This window comes from Rhodopirellula maiorica SM1 (assembly GCF_000346295.1).
Taxonomy (GTDB): Bacteria; Planctomycetota; Planctomycetia; order Pirellulales; family Pirellulaceae; genus Novipirellula; species Novipirellula maiorica.
This window is the reverse complement of the sequence record NZ_ANOG01000185.1, coordinates 1-17,277: the sequence shown is the minus strand read 5'-3', so window position 1 is coordinate 17,277 and position 17,277 is coordinate 1. Positions and strand designations below refer to the sequence as shown.

General features: G+C 55.0%; 15 protein-coding genes and 1 pseudogene. 7 read left to right on the top strand and 9 right to left on the bottom strand.

The window, feature by feature from the left end; translation table 11 throughout:
• Positions 1-1,817, bottom strand: a 1,817-nt coding sequence (locus tag RMSM_RS05680) for an FHA domain-containing protein (protein WP_008692823.1), incomplete at its 3' end; no start/stop codon positions are given.
• A gap of 300 nt (positions 1,818-2,117) precedes the next feature.
• Between RMSM_RS05680 and RMSM_RS05675 the strand changes: the two genes are divergently transcribed.
• The 3 genes from RMSM_RS05675 (at position 2,118) to RMSM_RS05665 (ending at position 6,078) form a co-directional block, all read left to right on the top strand.
• Positions 2,118-3,146: an AAA family ATPase gene (locus RMSM_RS05675; RefSeq protein WP_008692821.1), complete on the top strand. Its 1,029-nt coding sequence runs from the start codon at positions 2,118-2,120 to the stop codon at positions 3,144-3,146.
• A gap of 340 nt (positions 3,147-3,486) precedes the next feature.
• Positions 3,487-4,770: a dTDP-4-amino-4,6-dideoxygalactose transaminase gene (gene rffA, locus RMSM_RS05670; protein WP_008692818.1), complete on the top strand. Its 1,284-nt coding sequence runs from the start codon at positions 3,487-3,489 to the stop codon at positions 4,768-4,770.
• A gap of 108 nt (positions 4,771-4,878) precedes the next feature.
• Positions 4,879-6,078 (top strand): glycosyltransferase family 4 protein, encoded by a 1,200-nt coding sequence (locus RMSM_RS05665; RefSeq protein WP_040764264.1) that lies wholly within the window; start codon positions 4,879-4,881, stop codon positions 6,076-6,078.
• Between the two features lie 125 nt (positions 6,079-6,203).
• On the opposite strand, the gene RMSM_RS42360 is transcribed toward RMSM_RS05665, so the two are convergent.
• The 6 genes from RMSM_RS42360 to RMSM_RS05640 form a co-directional block, all read right to left on the bottom strand.
• Positions 6,204-6,770: a phytoene desaturase family protein gene (locus RMSM_RS42360; RefSeq protein WP_236622016.1), complete on the bottom strand. Its 567-nt coding sequence runs from the start codon at positions 6,768-6,770 to the stop codon at positions 6,204-6,206.
• On the bottom strand, positions 6,722-7,732 hold the full coding sequence (gene crtI, locus RMSM_RS05660) for a phytoene desaturase family protein (protein WP_236622015.1): 1,011 nt from the start codon (positions 7,730-7,732) through the stop codon (positions 6,722-6,724). Before crtI ends, RMSM_RS42360 begins: the two co-directional genes overlap by 49 nt.
• Before the next feature lie 291 nt (positions 7,733-8,023).
• A complete protein-coding gene (locus RMSM_RS05655; protein WP_008692806.1) occupies positions 8,024-8,752 on the bottom strand; it encodes a hypothetical protein in 729 nt (242 codons plus the stop codon).
• 54 nt (positions 8,753-8,806) lie between these two features.
• Positions 8,807-9,286: a transcription elongation factor GreA gene (gene greA / locus RMSM_RS05650; RefSeq protein ID WP_040764267.1), complete on the bottom strand. Its 480-nt coding sequence runs from the start codon at positions 9,284-9,286 to the stop codon at positions 8,807-8,809.
• Positions 9,287-9,539: 253 nt separating this feature from the next.
• Positions 9,540-9,761, bottom strand: a complete 222-nt coding sequence (locus RMSM_RS05645; protein ID WP_008692802.1) for a DNA gyrase inhibitor YacG — start codon at positions 9,759-9,761, stop codon at positions 9,540-9,542.
• Between the two features lie 132 nt (positions 9,762-9,893).
• On the bottom strand, positions 9,894-10,628 hold the full coding sequence (locus RMSM_RS05640) for a hypothetical protein (RefSeq protein ID WP_008692801.1): 735 nt from the start codon (positions 10,626-10,628) through the stop codon (positions 9,894-9,896).
• 325 nt (positions 10,629-10,953) lie between these two features.
• On the opposite strand from RMSM_RS05640, the gene RMSM_RS05635 reads away from it, so the two are divergent.
• Positions 10,954-11,979 carry a retropepsin-like aspartic protease family protein gene (locus RMSM_RS05635; protein ID WP_008692799.1) on the top strand — a complete coding sequence of 342 codons (1,026 nt, stop codon included), beginning with the start codon at positions 10,954-10,956 and terminating at the stop codon, positions 11,977-11,979.
• A gap of 132 nt (positions 11,980-12,111) precedes the next feature.
• Positions 12,112-12,570, top strand: a complete 459-nt coding sequence (gene ndk / locus RMSM_RS05630; protein WP_008692797.1) for a nucleoside-diphosphate kinase — start codon at positions 12,112-12,114, stop codon at positions 12,568-12,570.
• Between the two features lie 187 nt (positions 12,571-12,757).
• On the opposite strand, the gene RMSM_RS05625 is transcribed toward ndk, so the two are convergent.
• Both RMSM_RS05625 and RMSM_RS05620 read right to left on the bottom strand, forming a co-directional pair.
• Positions 12,758-12,997, bottom strand: a complete 240-nt coding sequence (locus RMSM_RS05625) for a hypothetical protein (protein WP_008692795.1) — start codon at positions 12,995-12,997, stop codon at positions 12,758-12,760.
• Between the two features lie 143 nt (positions 12,998-13,140).
• Complete coding sequence (locus RMSM_RS05620; protein ID WP_160168235.1) at positions 13,141-14,655, bottom strand: PDZ domain-containing protein; 1,515 nt, start codon at positions 14,653-14,655, stop codon at positions 13,141-13,143.
• Positions 14,656-14,889: 234 nt separating this feature from the next.
• On the opposite strand from RMSM_RS05620, the gene RMSM_RS05615 reads away from it, so the two are divergent.
• Complete coding sequence (locus RMSM_RS05615) at positions 14,890-15,984, top strand: GNAT family N-acetyltransferase (RefSeq protein WP_008692788.1); 1,095 nt, start codon at positions 14,890-14,892, stop codon at positions 15,982-15,984.
• A gap of 623 nt (positions 15,985-16,607) precedes the next feature.
• A pseudogene (locus RMSM_RS05610) lies at positions 16,608-17,277 on the top strand (hypothetical protein); the annotation flags it as partial.

Sequence of the window (17,277 nt, the reverse complement as noted above, 5' to 3'; positions counted from 1 at the left end):
TCGCAACGAAACAGCTGCCTTTGCCGTTTTGCGGCGTCGAAAACTTGGATGTCCCCGCCATGTTCCATCATGATTTTTGCACTGACGGGCAACCCCAGCCCCGTGCCACGCGCGCCTTTTCGTGATTCGAACAACGAAAAAATCTTTTGGCGATCATCTTCGGGAACACCGGGTCCATTATCGACAACGTCAACGGTCCATCCTTCGGCGGGATCATACCCGGTGATCACTTTAACGCTGGCCACCAACAATTCCTGGCCGCCGCTTTCTTTGACCGCCTCGTGTCCGTCAGATGCCTTGCTTTCCTTGGACGCCTTGTTTTCCTCGGACACTTCGCCTTCCTCGGACGCTTCGTTTTGCTTCTTCGCATGTTCCGATGCCGCATCAACCGCGTTGGTCACCAAATTCAAGATCGCGCGATGCAGTGCGTCAGAGTCGAAAAACGCGTCCGGCATTTCGGACGACAATTCGGAATCTAATTGGACGTTCATTTCCTGAGCACGAGGCTGCATCAATTCCACGACATCGGCAACGGTTTCATTCAAATCAGCATCGATGCATTGCGGTTCGCGTTCTTTAGAAAAGGTCAACATGTCGAGCACCAAGTTGGAAATACGCTCTTGGTTACGATCGACGATCCGCCATCCTCGCCGCACCGCGTCGGTATCATCACGCTGCAATCCGGCTTCGATCAGATAGCTGCCACCACGAATGCCCTGCAAGATATTCTTGATGTGATGCGAAAGCGTGGCGATTGTTTGCCCCATCGCAGCCAATCGTTCACCTTGAACTAACGCCGAATAGTAGAACGTGTCTTCGATTGCCAATGCGGCTTGATGGCCAATCGCGGTAATCAATCGCAGATGATCATCGGTAAAACGCGAAGCATTGTCACGTGCCATCATTTGGCCTGGGTCGGTGTAAGTGTCCACGTACAAGGCACCGACAATGTCATAACGGCCTTGCAGCGGAACACAGATCGCTTCGCGAACGCCCGCGCTGACGATCGAAGCGGCGGAGTCAAACCGGATGTCATCGCGTGCATCACTGGTTCGCACCCCTTCCTTTTTCTCCAACACATAATCCAGCATCGTCCGGCTGATCTCGATCCGCCGCTGACTGCCTAACTTATTGCTCGGAGCGTCCTGACGATCGCAACGGGCGGCAGGCTGAAAAAGTCCCGATTCGTTATCACGCAACATCACACAACCGCGATCCGCTTCGATCCAATCAAAGACGAGTCGCAAAATCCGGTTAAGGACTTGATTCAAATCATCCGTCCGCCCCACTGCGATTGCTGTCAAATACATCACTTCAAGCGAGCGGTCCGCATCACTTACCGATGGCGTGATCGTCCGCGGTGCCGCCAATCCCTCAATCGACTCCGAATCAAATCGCGAGCGGAAGGTCCCAGAGGAGGGAGCGATCGAAGAGATAATTCGACTGCCGTCGTTGTGATGACTTTGTTGGACGATATCGACTCCGTGCGCCGCCTCCATTGCTCCGGAGCGACCGGCGCCGGGTTGCCCGGTGCCGGTAAAGATCATCATCGATCCACCGATTTCGATCCGATCACCACTGGCGAGATCATGTTGTCGTTTCGGTACCCCGTTGACCAACGTGCCATTGCTGCTGTCCAGATCGAGCAGTCGGCAACCGCCTGTTTTGTCCAATTGGATTTCAGCGTGAACGCGTGACGCTTCGGTGTCCAACAGTTGGATGGTGTTGGTTTTATCGCGACCGATCCGAACAACACTTCCCTGCAATTGGAAGTGTTTTCCTTGATCACGCCCTCGGACCACGAACAGTGAAGCCATAAAAAATCACGCGGGGGGAAAAGAATCCTAGACAGGCTGGATGACGGCGGGGGCGGCGTGCCCGCCGCGGTGCCCCATGATAGGAGAATCCATTGAAATTGAAACCGCTGTGGAAAACCGCCATCCGCAGTGAAACGCGGCAGGGATTGCAAAAGTACTCAGAAGTCCTGCGAGGCTAACGAATCTGAAAAATGCGTTTCGCTGGCGTGACAATCGGGTTTGGCGTTGGACTACAATGACGCACGGGCATTCCCTCGCCCCTTCCCGCCCCCTGATCCTCTTCCGTAAAGGAAATCTACCTTGGTCCAACCGCCCCCGATTGAGCCATCCAGCGACGCTTCCGCCACCACGCGGTTGGTTCATGCCTGCAACCAGGTTCGACAGCAAGTAGCCCGGATCGTCGTCGGGCAGGACGAGGTCATCGAACAATTATTGATCGCCATTCTTGCTCGCGGCCACTGCTTGCTCGAAGGCGTGCCGGGGTTGGCCAAGACGTTGATGATCCGCACGCTCGCGGAATCAATGGAGTTGTCGTTTCGGAGAATCCAATTCACCCCTGATTTGATGCCAGGCGACATCACCGGTACCGAAATCATTCAAGAAGATCCCGCCACGGGACGACGCGAATTCAAGTTCGAACGCGGCCCGATCTTTACTCAAATGTTGTTGGCGGACGAGATCAATCGGACTCCGCCGAAAACTCAGGCCGCATTGCTCGAAGCGATGCAAGAACACGAGGTTACCGCAGCGGGAACCACCTATCGGCTAAACGAACCTTTCTTTGTATTGGCGACCCAAAACCCAATCGAACAAGAAGGCACCTACCCACTGCCGGAAGCCCAACGCGATCGATTTCTGTTCCATGTCGTCGTTGGGTATCCGAGTCGGGATGAAGAATCGGAGATTGTCGACCGCACCACGTCGACGTTCAAAAGCACGGTCGAGCCGGTCATTTCGGGCGAAGACATTGTCCAGTTCCAAAACACCGTCCGCAATGTGCCGCTGCCGCCGCATGTCAAAGATTGGGTGCTCGATGCGGTTCGCACGGTGCGCCCACAAGACGAGAACTGCGCAATGTGGGCAAAGGAGTTAATTCAGTGGGGCCCCGGCCCACGGGCTAGCCAACAATTAGTGCTTGCATCCAAAGCGCGTGCTCTGTTGCATGGACGCCCCAGTGTTGCGATCGAAGACGTGCAGGCGCTGGCACTTCCCGTGCTTCGCCATCGCGTTGTACCGACTTTTGCAGCCGAGGCTGATGGCATCACCGTCGACGACTTGATTTTGCGGATGATTCGCGAAGCGTCTAAAAAAACAACAAAAGTTTTGTAAGTTGCTTGCATCTCATGTATCGTTGTTGGTGGCAGCGGGAACGACGCCCCCCGACCCACAACCCCGGTGTGCAAACGAGCTCCTTTGATGCGCAGCTGAAAATTATTTAGTTGCCGACGCTGTCGCCAACGCCATACAATACCCCCCATACGAAAGGACCTCTAACAGCCTGCTCTGCAAAAGCCTGCATTGCAAAAAACGCCCCTGCAACGAACGCTTCCGTCCCTTTTTGCGGAAACGCTAAACCTACACCACTGATTTCAGCAACTTCGACCACCGCACCGCGTTGGCAAACAGCGATGAATCACCTTAGTCTCTATGGATCGGCAGTGTCTTCATCATGCACACAGAGTTAAATGGCGACGCCACACCTTGGAACGAAAACTCACAATCGCAAACGGTTTCACCGTCGTCCCGGATTCCGGCCGACTTGAATCAGCTTGACCCTCATCTGGACCACGAAGCATCAAGGGACAACCAAACCGAGCGACTCGAAATCTGCCAACCCTATGTGTTTGGTGATGAGCTCGAATGGATCTCAAAAGTCTTGTGGTCAGGGCAACTTTGCGGCGATGGTCCGTTCACACGAAAGTGTCACACGCTGCTAGAAGAGAAGTTGCAATGCAAGAAGGCGTTGTTGACGACGTCATGCACATCGGCACTGGAAATGTCTGCGATGTTGCTCGATTTGCAACCAGGCGACGAAGTCATCATGCCGTCGTTCACATTTGTTTCGACCGCGAATGCGTTTACCAACTTGGGAGTTCGACCGATCTTTTGCGATGTTCGTGGTGACACACTGAACATCGACGAGACGGCCATCGAATCGTTGATCACCCCACGAACCCGTGCCATTGCCGTGGTGCATTATGCGGGGGTGGCATGTGAGATGGCGACGATCAATGCGATTGCCAAACGCCATAACTTGGCTGTAATCGAAGATGCCGCACATGCGATCTTTGGCTACTATCGCGGCCAGGCCCTTGGCACAATCGGACGGTTTGGAACGGCAAGTTTTCACCAAACCAAGAATTATTCGTGTGGCGAAGGGGGCGCGTTGTTGATCAACGAACCCGAGTTTGCCGAGCGTGCTGAGATCATTCGCGAGAAAGGAACCAACCGCGCCATGTTCCTTCGCGGCCAAGTCGACCGCTACACGTGGTGCGACAAAGGCTCGTCCTATTTGCCGTCGGATATCCTGGCGGCTCACTTGTGGGTGCAACTTCGTGAACATGAATTTGTCCAGCGACATCGCCGGTTACTGCACGAGTTCTACATGGCTGAACTCTCGACGTGGGCCCAAGAGCACGACGTGCAATTGCCCGTCATCCCTGCGGACTGCGAATCGGCGTACCATCTGTTTTGGATGATGGTCCCGTCGCTGGACGTCCAGACACGATTGACCAACTATTTGAAGGGCTGCGGAATCAGTGCGGCGTTTCATTACCAACCGCTGCACAGCTCGGCGATGGGCCAAGATTACGGTTACCGACTTGGAGATTGCCCCGTCACGGAAAAAGCGGCGGACCGCTTGCTTCGCATCCCCTTCTACACCGGTCTGTCGCTGGACCAAGCGGCAAGAGTCGTCGGTGCGCTGAAACGTTTTGATGATTGGGACCATTAATCCGAACGGCCTGTTGGATTGCGTTCTCGCTAACGCACGACGCATTGGCAGTTGATAACGGATGGGTGTACTGCGTCTTATTTTGAATCGCGTGATGGAGCAAGCCAATTGCGACTTCTGTATGTGCACAACGCCGGGGACGTCCGTGAAACCTACCACCGACTTGCCTCGGGAGGACTTGAAACGTATCACGCCCAGCGGTATTCGCTAGATTCGTATGCTGCGATCAACAAACTCGTTGACGAGTTCACGGTAATGACGTCGGCAACCGAAGAACGGTACGACGAAGTGCTACCGAACGGGGTCCGTGCGATTGGCGCGGGGCTTGCCAGCGGCGCGGATTCCGACACGCTGATTCGCTTGATCTCGCGTCACGCACCGACACATCTGGCAATTCACCCGATCGACTCAGCGGTGATCCGCTGGGCTGCCCGACAGCAAATTCCGGCCATCACGACGTTGGCCAACACGTTGGCTCGCGAAAAATGTGGGTTTCCCCGAAACATCGTTCGCGAAGCCAAAACGCGGCGAACGGCTCGAGCGCTGAACCGAGACAATTTTCGTTGGGTCGGCAGCTACGGCATCAATTCGTCTCGTGAACTGGCGCGACTTGGCGTGAACCCCGAAAAAATCATCCCCTGGGATTATTTGATCGATACGGATCCTGGCCCGTTCACCGCAAAGCAGTCCCCGAGCGACCGCGATCACTTTACGCTGTGCTACGTCGGTACAGTTTCGGAGGGCAAAGGGGTTGCGGAAATGATCGAAGCGGTCGCCATTTTGAACTCGATGTCCATCAACGTGACACTGAAATTAGTGGGACCGGATACTGCAAATTTTGCACGCGTTCATTGCACACGGCACGACGTTGAAGATCGCGTTGAACTGTTGGGGCTGATGCCAAGCGATTCCATCGAACCGTTGATGCACGAGTGCGATCTTGTCATGGTGCCAAGCCGGCACGATTACCCCGAAGGATTTCCGCTTGTCATCCACCACGCGTTGCGTGCCTGCACACCGACGATTGCATCGGATCACCCGATGTTCGCAAGCCATCTGAAGCACCGCGAAAACGCGATGATCTTTCCGCAAAAAGATGCGAAAAAAATGGCCGAGTGCATTGCCGAAACACTGACGACACCGGAGCTGTACGAGTCGATCTCGGCCGCCTCGCATGCCACATGGAAACGACTCCGGTTGCCGGTCAAATGGGCTGACCTTACTACCCGCTGGATACGCAATGACCGCGACGACCAAGATTGGTTGTCCGAACGCAGCCTGGCAAATCTAGACAATGGCAAAGGTTAGAGTCGACAAGCCCAAGTGCGGACCGCTGAGCGGAACTGTGATCAGGAATCGCCGGTCATTCGTCCGCTGCCCCGTCGAAACGACAACGTCCCAACCGAACGGCATTGCAGTCAGCCGCCCCAAATTCATCGCTGCAAAGGTGTGGCTTCGTGATTGTCGATAAAGGCCGCGTCGACGCCAAGATCGTTTAACAGCAATCGGCTGGTGATCCGGCTCGATTCGTAGATCACCGGCAAACCGCTGCCGGGGTGCGTTCCGCCACCGACCAAATAAACACCCTCGAGTTCTTCGAAGCGATTACCGGGACGTCGATGTAACATTTGGCCAAGATTATGTGCCAAATTGAAGGTCGCGCCGCGATAGACCCCATATCGCTGCTGCCAATCGTCGGGAGTGATGCGATGCTCAAAACGAATCCGGTCGCGAACGTCGTCACAACCAATTTGCGACATGCAATCAAGCGTGCGGTCCCGAAACGCGTCCCCTTCGGCCGCCCAATCGACGTTATCATGTTGATGCGTTACAGGCACCAACACGTACAAAGTGCTGCATCCGGGCGGTGATAACGACGGATCGGTCACCGAGGCGTTCTGGACGTAAAACGAAGGATCGCTGCTAAGTCGGTGCGTCGTTTCGATCTCGTTCAGATTTTGCTCATAGTCGCGGCTGATGTGAATGTTGTGATGCGGCAAGTCGTCGTACGAACCGTCGATTCCCAAATACAGCATGAACGTGCTGCACGAGAACCCTTTTTTTCGATCGCCTTATCGCTCCAACGTCGCCGCAATTCGTTGGGGACATGGCGAGTCATCCAGTCGGCGAAATCCGCGTTGACAACAAACGAATCGGCCGCATAACGATCTCGCGATGTGTGCACCGCCCGCAAACACCGCCCTTCCAGTTCGATTGACTGGACGGGTTCGTCGAGTTGGATTTTCACTCCTAACGAGCGAGCGATGTCGGCCATCCGCTCGCTAACTTGATTGCAACCGCCGATGGGATGCCAGACACCGTACTCGTACTCGAGAAACGACAAGATGCTGAACAGACTGGGGCACTGAAACGGCGACATCCCGAGATACTTGGCTTGGAATCCAAACGCGATCACCAGTCGCGGATCGGCAAAGTAACGCTGCAGTTCGGCGGCAAGCGACCGCTGGGGATTCAAGTAAGGAACCGCCGACAACACCGACGGACGAAACAGATCCAGTGGTGAACGAAAAGGGGATTCGAGGATCGGACGGAACTTCGCCAGTTTGACGCGGTTGTCATCCAAAAATCGCCGGAACGCACCGACGTCGCCGGGACTAAGCTCGGCGATCTGGCGGTCCATCGCCTCGATGTCACTGCTGCAATCGAGTTGACCTCCGTTGCCAAACGTCAACCGATACTGCGTGTCCAAACGCGTCATCGGTACTTCTTCCATCAAGTCATAGCCGACGCTGCGAAAGATTTCCGAGAGCACGCGAGGGTACAGAAAGAATGTCGGTCCACAATCAAAGCGAAACCCGTCGGATTGGATCGAGGACGTGCGACCGCCGACCGACCGCTGCCGCTCGAGTACCGTGACGTCACATCCCGCGAACGCCAATTGCATCGCAGCGGCGAGCCCACCGGGGCCCGCGCCAACAACAACCACTTTCCGAGATGACAAAACCGCGTTCCTTTTCCAATTCCTGCCCCCAAGCAACCGACGGGTTACTGTAGAGGCATTCGCCGGTTTGGAAAGGGGCACCAATGGCAACGTTTTTGCTGCGGTGTGGCTGGCGCCTAATGCCATCTACTTTGGCAACCATTGGGGGATGCTCAAGTAGTGGGATTCGCCAGAATTCCCATCTTTGCTGTTGAAACACCAGGAACTCTGGCGAGTCCCGCTACCAAAGTAGATGGCATTGGGCTCACGCCGCCGGTTCACAAGAACATACGCAAACGCAGGTGTTTGGCTTTAGAATCCGCCTTCGGCGATTCCCGCGTCGATTTGTTCTTGCACGATGGCATCGAGCGAAATGTCGGTAAACTTCTCATCGGGAACTTCGCTCCGATCGGCAACCAACCTTGCGCGCACGATTACCTCGTCGACAGCCGTAGCCGTAAGAGGCTGGATCAATTGTCGCCCCTGTGCGTTATCGGCCGGTTCGTGAACTGGAGACAACACATCTTCGAAATCGAACGAAGTCGCTTGATCGAGTTCCGCGGCACGACGCAGTCGCGAGATCTGTTTCAGCGACTCTTCGGTGTCACCCTCGTCCTGGCTGAGGACAAACGATTCGACTGCCGCCAATTCGCCCCACTGCAACACCGGCAGCCGTTGCAAACGCTGCATCACGCCGGCGGCTTGCCAGTTTTCGTATTCATTGCGTTCCACCGATTCGGCAAATGTCTCAAGCCGTTTGACAAGCAACTGTTTTTGCTCGGGCGACAACCGGCTCTGTTCAATATCGGGAATGTAGCTGCCGCGGATCGTCCGTACCGCCAACTCGCCTCGCTTTTGAAACAAGAACCAAGTCGATACGCCGCAAAAGATAAAACCGGCCATTCCCATCAGCAACGTGGCTGCCAAAATCGCAGGCATCCACCCCGGCCCCTGCTCCTCCGCCACTTGCGAATCCGCAGTGTCAGAGGCCGCAGTGTCAGAGGCCGATTGGTTTACATCGGAGGGATCAGAATCGGACATGGAAAGCAATGCCAAAGAAGAATGTTCGCGCAGATGCCACGAACAAGATGCGAACTACATATCCAATTCAATCTTCAAGATCTTGAACCGCAGCTTGCCAGCGGGAGCTTCGATCTCGGCGGTTTCACCCACTTTTTTGCCGATCAGTCCTTGACCAAATGGACTGGTCACCAGGATTTTTCCTGAGTCGTAGTCCTCGTCGCCAGCCCCGACCAAAGTGAATTGTTCTTCGTCACCGTAGGCCAAATCTTCGACCGTGACCTTACAACCAAAGACCACCTCGTCTTTGGGCAGTTGAGAAACATCGACGATCGAAGCGCGTGCGATTTTGTCTTTCAGCTCGTTGACCTTCGCCATCACCATCCCCTGGTTTTCACGTTGGGCGTGATATTCGGCGTTCTCTTTCAAATCACCTTCGGCGCGTGCTTCGGCAATTTTTTCCGTGATCAACGGCATCTCGACATTTTCCAGTCGATGAATTTCCGCTTTGATCTTGTTGTATCCCTCCCGTGTCATCGGCACTGAATCATGCATGGTGGGAAATCCTTGTGAGAATGGTTTTAAAGAATGGTGTTCGACAAATCGATGGCATGGATTGGGCATCCGTTGCAAAATTGCTAGCAGCCCCATTGAACCCGCACCAGCCAAAATAAAACCTTCCCCAAGCCGCCTCGGCTGAGAAAGGTTTTTGTCGTTAGCAATCGGACATTTTCGCCTGTGGCGAAGCTCTTGTAAAGATGCAAGCAGCGAAGCGGCGCTCTGCAGAGCGAGAAATTCGGCTTCTTCGTCAATCGTTGGGCTGATCGCGGTACTCGACCGGCGTTCCTTCAGGATCGCCTTCGTAGGGCAGACCAATCTCTTCGCCAAGCCAACGGCCCAAATCAATTAACTGACATCGCTCGCAGCAAAAAGGGGGCGTCGGCGTTTCATCTACCAAAAAACGCTTGCTGCAAGTCGGACAGGTCAGCTTCATCACAGGTTCGTTGATCGAATCAGTTTTCTTATTCATACGTTCTAAAGAAGGAGTAAACCGTAACGTTCGTTGCGGCAACATCGGTTGCTACCGACCTATTCAAATCGCGGCCAAGACACATTCCCATGCCGTCCTCTTTCTTCATCCTAACGACACCGTCAACAACGGCTACCACCCCAAGGCGATCAACATGTCACGAATTTGTTCATGAACATCACTGGTGGCTCGCACGACCAAGACCCGCCGCATCGCATAATACTGAATCGTTCCCGCACCACCTTGTGAATCCCAAAATTGTGGCGAGACGACTCGTTGGATCAATTCGACTAATTGCCATCCATTGTCCGGTATCGCTCCGCCCGCTTGCCCGCCCACTTGCCCGCCTGCTTGGCCGCTCGCTGCGACCGCATCACGTGACTGCGAATCGGAGGAAACACTTTCCTGCCAATCGCTCAACCGCGTCCGCTTTCCCGATCTGAAATCACGGTCGCCTTGGCGGAGTATCGCGTCGACCTCACGGGACAATGTTTCCGGTCGCGGAACCTTTGCTCGCCGTAAACGATGCTCGACGTGGTGTGCCGACTTGATCAACCGGCGACGTACTTTGGCGGCATCGCCACGCAGCATCTCACTGTTTGCGTAGCGGGGGTCACTGCGCAACAACACATAAAAATCGCAGAGAGCGGTCAACGCCAATTCGTTTTGCGATTGTTCACTCGCTGTCGCCTCCGCTCGGAGCAGTGTCGATGCGGTTTGACTGAGAGTGCTAAGCGACGCGGGGGTATTGAGCGTCGTGGGGGTGGTAGTTGATGCCGCACCGGGAAACGGTGGCGATTGGCAAAACACATCGCCCGTCGTGATGATCGTTAGTAATAGCAGAAAACATCCGAGTCGCAGAAACAAAGCACGCCACGCAGCGAAACAATTCAGGCTGCGGAAAGAAACGACCCAACGACACGGAGCCGTGGCTACAATGGGACTCCAACTCCCCCCTAAACTCGATTCGTGCCCGCTTGGACTCGATTCATTGATGTTCGACAGGATCACCATGCGAATTCCTTTTTACCTCGAGCCGTGTTCTTACCTCGCCAGGCGTTCCGTCGAAACTTGTTATCCACCAACGCGTTACGACAATCGTGCAGCGAGAGAGATGAGCCTTAATCACTTATTCACCTGGACCTTGCGATCCGTCGTGATAGTTTGCCTCACTCTCTATGTTCTAACGGAAATGCCACAGGGGTTGGCCGCCACCGAGTCACGTTACAGTCCCGAAGTGGTCCAAAAAGCAGAGAAAATCCTCGAAGCCGAAGGACTCCGCCAGAGCGGAAAAACGATCCAAACAACCAAGGCAACTGAAATTTCACGTGCCTTGACCAGTTTATCACGTCAGCAGCGTGAATTGAAATTGATCCAACAGTCTTGGAAGGCAGCCCAAGCCGCCGTCGATTTGAATCGCAATCAGCTCCAACAGATGAACACGCAGGTGGGCGAGTTGAATTTGCAGTTGGCGAGGGTTGCGGGCGTTAATGTTCAAGCCAATAACCGATTGGTTGGATTGATTGAAGCGGCTCGGTCACAGATCCGCACCGCAATGGCCAACCGCACAAAGCTGCAAGAACAACTCGCGGCCGAACGATCCAAATTGACGGCCGCAGAAACCGAGTATGCAGAAACCGTGCTCGCGATCCGATCGGACTACGAAAAGCTGCACCATTCGATTTCGGAATCGCTGCAGAAAAAAGAAACACAAATTGCTCTGCGAGTGATGGCCACCAATTTCGAAACGCCATCCGAGTTGTCCGCAGCAATGATTCTAAGATCGATCGACAAGCGGCTCGAACGTGTCGAACAGGAAATTTTCCGAGAATCGATCCCGTTGACTCCTGGATCCGGTGGATCGCTAGGGGTGACCGTCGTGGTGGGATCGAAACCAACTCATATGATCGTCGACAGTGGCGCGTCGCTGGTGACGCTGCCCGCTAAAACCGCCGTGGAACTTGGCATCGAAGTTCCCGTCGAAGCTCGCCAAGTCATGCTGCAGATGGCCGATGGGCGAACGATTTCGGCTCGTGCGGTCGTTTTGCCTCGCGTTCGAATCGGTGAATTTGAAGCCGAGAATGTCGAAGCAGCGATACTCGATTCGATCGCTACCGACGCGGAACCGCTGCTTGGCATGAGCTTTCTGCAGCATTTTAAGTTCGAGATCGATGCGAGCGAAAAAACAATCACGCTGCTGCGAGTCGCCGCGGACTAGCGAGTCGCCTCGATAAACCTTCCCCGCCCCCGCTTCGCGCTCGCCAGATTGATGTCGATAATCCCGGGACTTCAATTTTGTTCCTCGATTTTGCCGGCTCAATATGCATGCTGGCGCGGAGTCTGCTGTTCGATGCAACGTACATTGGTACTGTTAAAACCCGATTGTGTTCAACGCCGTTTGATGGGCGAAGTGATCTCTCGATTCGAAGCAAAAGGGCTTCACGTCGTGGGCATGAAAATGCTTCGCGTGACTCCTGAATTGTCGCGACAACACTACGCAGAACACGTGGAAAAGCCGTTTTACAGCGGATTGGAAGAATTCATCACCGCGGCTCCGGTTGTGGCGTTGGCCATCGACGGATTGGACGTGATCCAAGTGGTCCGCGACATGCTGGGAGCCACCAATGGGCTAAAGGCTGCCGCAGGCACGATTCGTGGTGATTTCAGCAGCAGCCGGCAAATGAACCTGGTTCATGCCAGCGATTCCGAAGAATCGGCCCAGCGCGAGCTGAAACTTTACTTCCGCGATGAAGAATTGTGCGACTACGAATCGGTGATGACCGCGTTCATGCGTGCTGAGGACGAGTAGTCTCGCAGGCCAGAGAGGTCGCAGAGAGGCGTGATGCGTTGTCGCAAACACGCGATGCAGCAATTTGTACGCGAGTGGTATCCGCTCGCGCGTTTGCCCCGATACAGAACATGCCCCGTTTCAATAGATGCCCCGATACAAAACATGCCCAATACTCAACATGTTTGTGTCGAACGTTTTTTGAACGCTATCGTTGATTGAGCTTTTCTTCGGCGCGAGCTGCCTTCAAAGCTGCTGCTTCACGTGGCAGTTTGAATTCAGGACCTGCAGGGAAGTACTGGACATCGTCCTGCAAGTAGTAGGGACTTGGTAACGTTTGCCCATTCAGAGCGACTTGGCATCCCGTGGTCGAGATGACACAGGCCCCCGATAGTACGGTGGCTACAGCCAAACGAGTCAGGCGTTGTTGCTTCGACGTGCGGCTCATTGATGTGCCTTCGTAATTTCCGGCGAGTTGTCAGGTGCATTTCAGAACGAACCGACTGCTGTAATCCATATCACAGCAAGTCTCGTTACTTCCCGTATCGTCCAGACAACCGTTACATCTTTACTTTGGGCCGTCACAAAGTGCTATTTTTTCTCAGCCGCCTTTGCTTTCATTTCTTCCAGCTGGCGTTCAAGCCGCTCGATTTCGGCGTCTAGCTCCTTGCCCCGTTTCGTGGTGACCCCAGTTTCCGGAGGCCGCGTCAACAAATCGGAATCGAATGCACGCTCGACCGGGTCCACTTTGGGCGTCGCCAAATCTTCGAATGCCGCTTGGTCAATCGTTTCCTCGTCGCCAAACGCCAACGGGTCGGCATCCGTCACCCCGTCAGCATTTGCGACGGGATTGAGGGTGGACCGAGATTGGGCCGGGGGTAGGTTTTCCATCGCAGCCGACGGAGCCGATCCGCGTTTCGCATCGTTATTTGCAGCTTCGTTACTTGCAGCTTCGTTACTTGTTTTTTTCTGGCCTGCCAAAAAGTTGCCCAACGCGGCTCCGACACCTTCAAGCATCGAACCGGTGTCACCGTCACCGCCCCCGGCCGAATTTGCGACCGCATCGTTTTCCAATGTGCTGCCGGGATCGACAGACAGCGTCAGCAGACGTTCATCACGAATCAGCTGCAATTTCAACGGTTTGTCTGCTTTCCACTGCTGTAAACGTGTTTCAAAACGCGGTGCGGTAAACACGAACTCGCCGTCGACCGAGACGATACGGTCGGCGACCTGAAGCCCCAATCGCTCACCGGCCGACCCCGCTTCGATCTCCTTAATCACCGCGCCTCGCACCACTTGTGCATCTTCGACTTCGATGCCCAAACGCTTCAACATGGAATCCGATGCCAACGATTCCGATGGGGCGGGCGATTCCGGTAGGGCGGGCGATTCCGGTGTGTCGGGGACCGATGGAACGGGATCGTTGGGAACAAGGACCGATTTCGCAGGCTCCCTGCGCTGGGATGCTACCGTGGGTTCTCGGCTTTCTGGTTGGGGGGAAACCGGTTTAGCCGAAGCGACGGGACGGCTCATGAGCGATTTTTCGACCAGCGGGATCGTCAGCTGGCCCAATCGTCGACCTCGAATCACCCTGGCGACCACCGTTTCGCCCGCACGACGCTGTCCTAAGACCGCAACGACCGCTTCGATCGTGGGTGTCTCTTGTCCATCAATCGCGACGATCACATCCCCTTCGCGTAGTCCCGCCTCATTCGCTCGCGAATGATCCGAGATACGCGTCACGCGTAATCCCTGCATTGCCATGTTCATTTGCTCGACGTCCACCCCTAACGATCCGCTGCCGGACGTCGCTGACGCGCGATTGTCGACCGTCGATGTGTTGGGGGTGGGCGTGATTTGGTTGGGACGAGCGATCGGCTGGATGGGCCGCAATGGCGATTGTGGCCTCGGCTGAGGCTGTACAGCGGGGTTAGACGGGGGTTGTCCGAGTGGGTTGGGAAGGGGCTGAGGCTGCAACAGCGGCTCGAGGCGAGCTCGCAAACGTGGAAAGAGCTGGGCGTGAGCGGAGCTTTCGCCCGCAAAGGTTGACAATCCAATCGCAGCCGCAATGGCCAAAATCGAAGCGTAGTGACGTTTGCTCTTCATCGTTTCTCTCAATTGACTGTCCCGCATTACCGTTAAAATCAAGCCCATATCATACGGAGCGAGTGAACAATCTGATAGGGTCAGGGGCTGAGCGGGCCAGGGACTGATCGAGTTTGACGCTGATTAGGCCCGCGAGTTTACGCCCCCTAATGTGAGGGTCGATAAAAACCATACTCGCTAAAGCCCATGCTCGATCGAGTCCCTCCTGCATAAACTGCACCAAAAAGAGCCGACATGCCCACGATTCGTCCTCAACTCGCTTCCCTGCACGATTTACCCGAAATCCTGCCCCATTTATTGCAGGATCTTTCCATCGGCCGGGCACAGATCGTGGTCGATCAGATCCGAGGCCTATTGGACGATGGACACCAAGACAGCGTGCTGGTCGTGACCGCGGTCGACCAAGATTCGGCATCGAATCAGCCGGGGTCAAATCAACTGGCCAAAAAGCCGCTGGCGGCAGCCATTGCGATTCACCCTCCTCGCCACGGCGAATCGACAAGTAAGCCAAGCGATTCGGCGACGCTGCTGCATGCGGGATGGATGTCCGACGTCGCCGATGCCGAGCGTCCCGAGATCATTCAGAGAATAAAAAGCCATCTCGATAAGACACTTTCTCAACGAGGTGTCCATTTCGTCCAATGGGCATGCGATGCTTTTTCCGTGTCCGATGTTGCCCAGACATGGCTCGAGGGCCTCGGATTTCGTTGGGTGGCAGACCTTGAATACATGACCAAGTCGCTCGAACCGTCCACGGAGGGGAAAACCAGAAGCAACAGCAGAAAGCCAGCGCCGCACCGATTACGGCTCTCGCCGCTGCAGTGGAACGACGAGTCCGCTCTGCCCGCGTTCACGGAACTCGTCGATCAAACGTACGAGAATACGCTCGATTGCCCCTCGCTACTGGAGTACCGCTCGGCTGAACAAACCGTCGCGGGATACCAAGCCAACGCCTCCTTTGCTCCGGAATGTTGGTTCACCGTCTCAAAAACCACTCCTGTGGAAAACGACGACAAGCCGATTGGGGTAGCGATCCTGGCCCGCCACAACGCCAAGCGAAAAAATGCGAATCAGAGTTCGGAAATGGACACCAATCGCGAGCGTTCAAACGAAGTCGTCGAGCTTGTTTACATGGGGTTGGTTCCCTCAGCACGAGGACAGCGTTTAGGGATCGAATTGATCCGCTCGGTAATCGCAACAGCCAAGGGGTTTTGCGCTAGTCGATTAATCTTGGCGGTGGACCAACAAAACGACGTTGCTAGCGATTTATACCGAGGATTTGGGCTTCAACCGATGCTGGAGGAATCGGTGTGGGTGAAGTCGCTTTAATTGAAAACAAAATTCCACTGACAAGGCCACAGGGTCGTCAAAAACGCCGATTTTCTGGCTGGTTTTAGCCTAAGCTATTGATGCTAAAGCCGTTACGGCGGCAAGATAAAAATGAAGTTCCCATGAGGTTTGTGTTATCGACATATTTTCCACAAACGCGCCCAGTCTAACGACCGCACTGAACACGCTAGGGTCCCATAAAACGAGAGTGCCGTATCGTGGTCTTTTTTGGATTGTGCGGACGTCAGAGCATCGCGCTAAAGAAATCTTCTTATTGAAGGTGCAGAGGTATTTGACTTCGATGCTAGCAACCATAGAATCTGGCCTCACGCGAACGAGACAACGTGTTCGAAAAAGCACGAGGCGGGTTCTAAGAAAGAGTCCTTTGATCGCGAGAAGTTATTTGTGAACGTTCGAGTTTGGGAAGGCACTGTTGCCGCCCAGCGGAGCTAGGTTGGCACGATTTCAAATCGCCAACGCTTTCGGCTGCATTCCCGACTCGGCCATCCAACGGCATTCTATTTTCGCGTCCTCATTTGGGCGATCCGGTTTGCGGATCCTTCCGAGTGGTGGCGTGTTGGTTGCACCGCGAAATATCCATGAAGGAGGATTGCGCTACCGGTATGTCTGCACCGCACGGCTGCATCGACGACAAGGTTGTTGTCGAAACATTCAAGGAAGCTTTGAAAGAGCGTATCGGTGCAGATCGATTCCGGATGTGGTTTACCCACGGAGTCGCCTTCGCGGTCCAAGCTACGGCTGTCCCGAATATGGCGGGTGGTGAAAACGCTGCCGAAAATTCGCAACACACCGAGACACCTGAGCCATCGTCCATCGGGCCATCGTCCATCGGCTCGGGACCACGTTTGGTTGTGCTGGTCAGCGGCCAATTCGCACTGGATCGTTTACGACAAAACTTTTTGCAACAAATCCGTGCAGCGGCGGCACAGGCATGTGGCTCCACTTTGGCGGTCGCGATCGAACTCGGACGTCCTGAGCCGACTCAAGTCGAGCTGCCGCTGGAGAACGACGAGCCAGCGGATGACTTGGACAATGGATCATCGGCGGGGCCCGCAGCAAGGTTGGCCAACGCATCGATGGCCTCGAGCACAATAGGCCAGGGCGCAATAGAGCAGGGTGCAACGGGCTCGGGTGCAACGGGCTCTGTCGCGTTAGCTCAGCCCGCTGCAGCGGCATCCGAACGAGCTTCGTCGCCGAGCAGAGCTCGCCGCTCGCAATCACCGACCCGTCGCACTCGTGAGATCGAACGGACCGCAGCGACGGAAACGCTCC

What these genes read in the sequence shown, in the direction of transcription:
- ndk (WP_008692797.1), top strand. Translation starts at nt 12,112, where the DNA reads ATGCAACGTACATTGGTACTGTTAAAACCCGATTGTGTTCAACGCCGT.
- RMSM_RS05620 (WP_160168235.1), bottom strand. Translation starts at nt 14,655, where the DNA reads ATGAAGAGCAAACGTCACTACGCTTCGATTTTGGCCATTGCGGCTGCG.
- RMSM_RS05655 (WP_008692806.1), bottom strand. Translation starts at nt 8,752, where the DNA reads ATGTCCGATTCTGATCCCTCCGATGTAAACCAATCGGCCTCTGACACT.
- greA (WP_040764267.1), bottom strand. Translation starts at nt 9,286, where the DNA reads ATGCATGATTCAGTGCCGATGACACGGGAGGGATACAACAAGATCAAA.
- RMSM_RS05625 (WP_008692795.1), bottom strand. Translation starts at nt 12,997, where the DNA reads ATGAGCCGCACGTCGAAGCAACAACGCCTGACTCGTTTGGCTGTAGCC.
- RMSM_RS05635 (WP_008692799.1), top strand. Translation starts at nt 10,954, where the DNA reads ATGCCACAGGGGTTGGCCGCCACCGAGTCACGTTACAGTCCCGAAGTG.
- rffA (WP_008692818.1), top strand. Translation starts at nt 3,487, where the DNA reads ATGCACACAGAGTTAAATGGCGACGCCACACCTTGGAACGAAAACTCA.
- RMSM_RS05615 (WP_008692788.1), top strand. Translation starts at nt 14,890, where the DNA reads ATGCCCACGATTCGTCCTCAACTCGCTTCCCTGCACGATTTACCCGAA.
- RMSM_RS05645 (WP_008692802.1), bottom strand. Translation starts at nt 9,761, where the DNA reads ATGAATAAGAAAACTGATTCGATCAACGAACCTGTGATGAAGCTGACC.